The 689-nt window shown below is 40.2% G+C and carries 1 protein-coding gene; it reads left to right on the top strand.

The genetic code is table 11. The annotated features are described in order from the left end of the window. Positions 1-532: hypothetical protein (locus H8706_RS12240; RefSeq protein ID WP_262432858.1), on the top strand; the 532-nt coding region annotated here is incomplete at its 5' end. Positions 533-689 lie beyond the last annotated feature (157 nt).

Genomic DNA, 689 nt, shown 5'->3' on the forward strand with positions numbered 1-689 from the left:
GTGGTTTGATGTAGATAAAAAATTCGGAATAAATATAATTGGCGATGACAGTGCTTGGGTAAATCTGTTTACGGAATATAATCCTGTAATCGGCGAAATCAGAATGTTTTATGACATAGATACAGAAAATAAAGCGATTGAGAGAGAATATGTTATGACCGATGAGGAACGCAGTACCATAACGCAGTATATCGAAAAAATGTGTATGCAGCGCCATCATGTACCCTGTATGGAGTTTTACATAACCGAATATATTGAAACCTGCGATTGTGAGATTGATCTTGAATGCCGACAGGAAGGCAATGTATGCAGAGTATATAATACAAATGACGGAGCCATTTTGTATCAGGAAGATATGGGCGGAAACCTTTCAAAACATATCGGTCATAAAATTGAGCTTGCCAATTACGGGGACAGCGAGTGTTACAGTATAGAGTGTATGGACTGTAACGAGGTACTGTTCAGCAGCGATGCGGAAAGAATCAGGCTTCAGGATATCGAGGATAATGACGGTCAGGAAATGCATATGTAGGGGGTGAATGCTTATGGCGGTAAGTCCGGCGGTTATAAAAGCGGCAATTACACTTGCCACAGACAAACGAACATGGATTTTGATAGGTTCAATCATATGCGGCACTGTTCTGATGATAGTCGGGATAGTAGCCGCATTTTTGAATATCTTTTCTTTT

This window comes from Qingrenia yutianensis, from assembly GCF_014385105.1.
In the GTDB taxonomy this organism is placed as follows: Bacteria; Bacillota; Clostridia; order UMGS1810; family UMGS1810; genus Qingrenia; species Qingrenia yutianensis.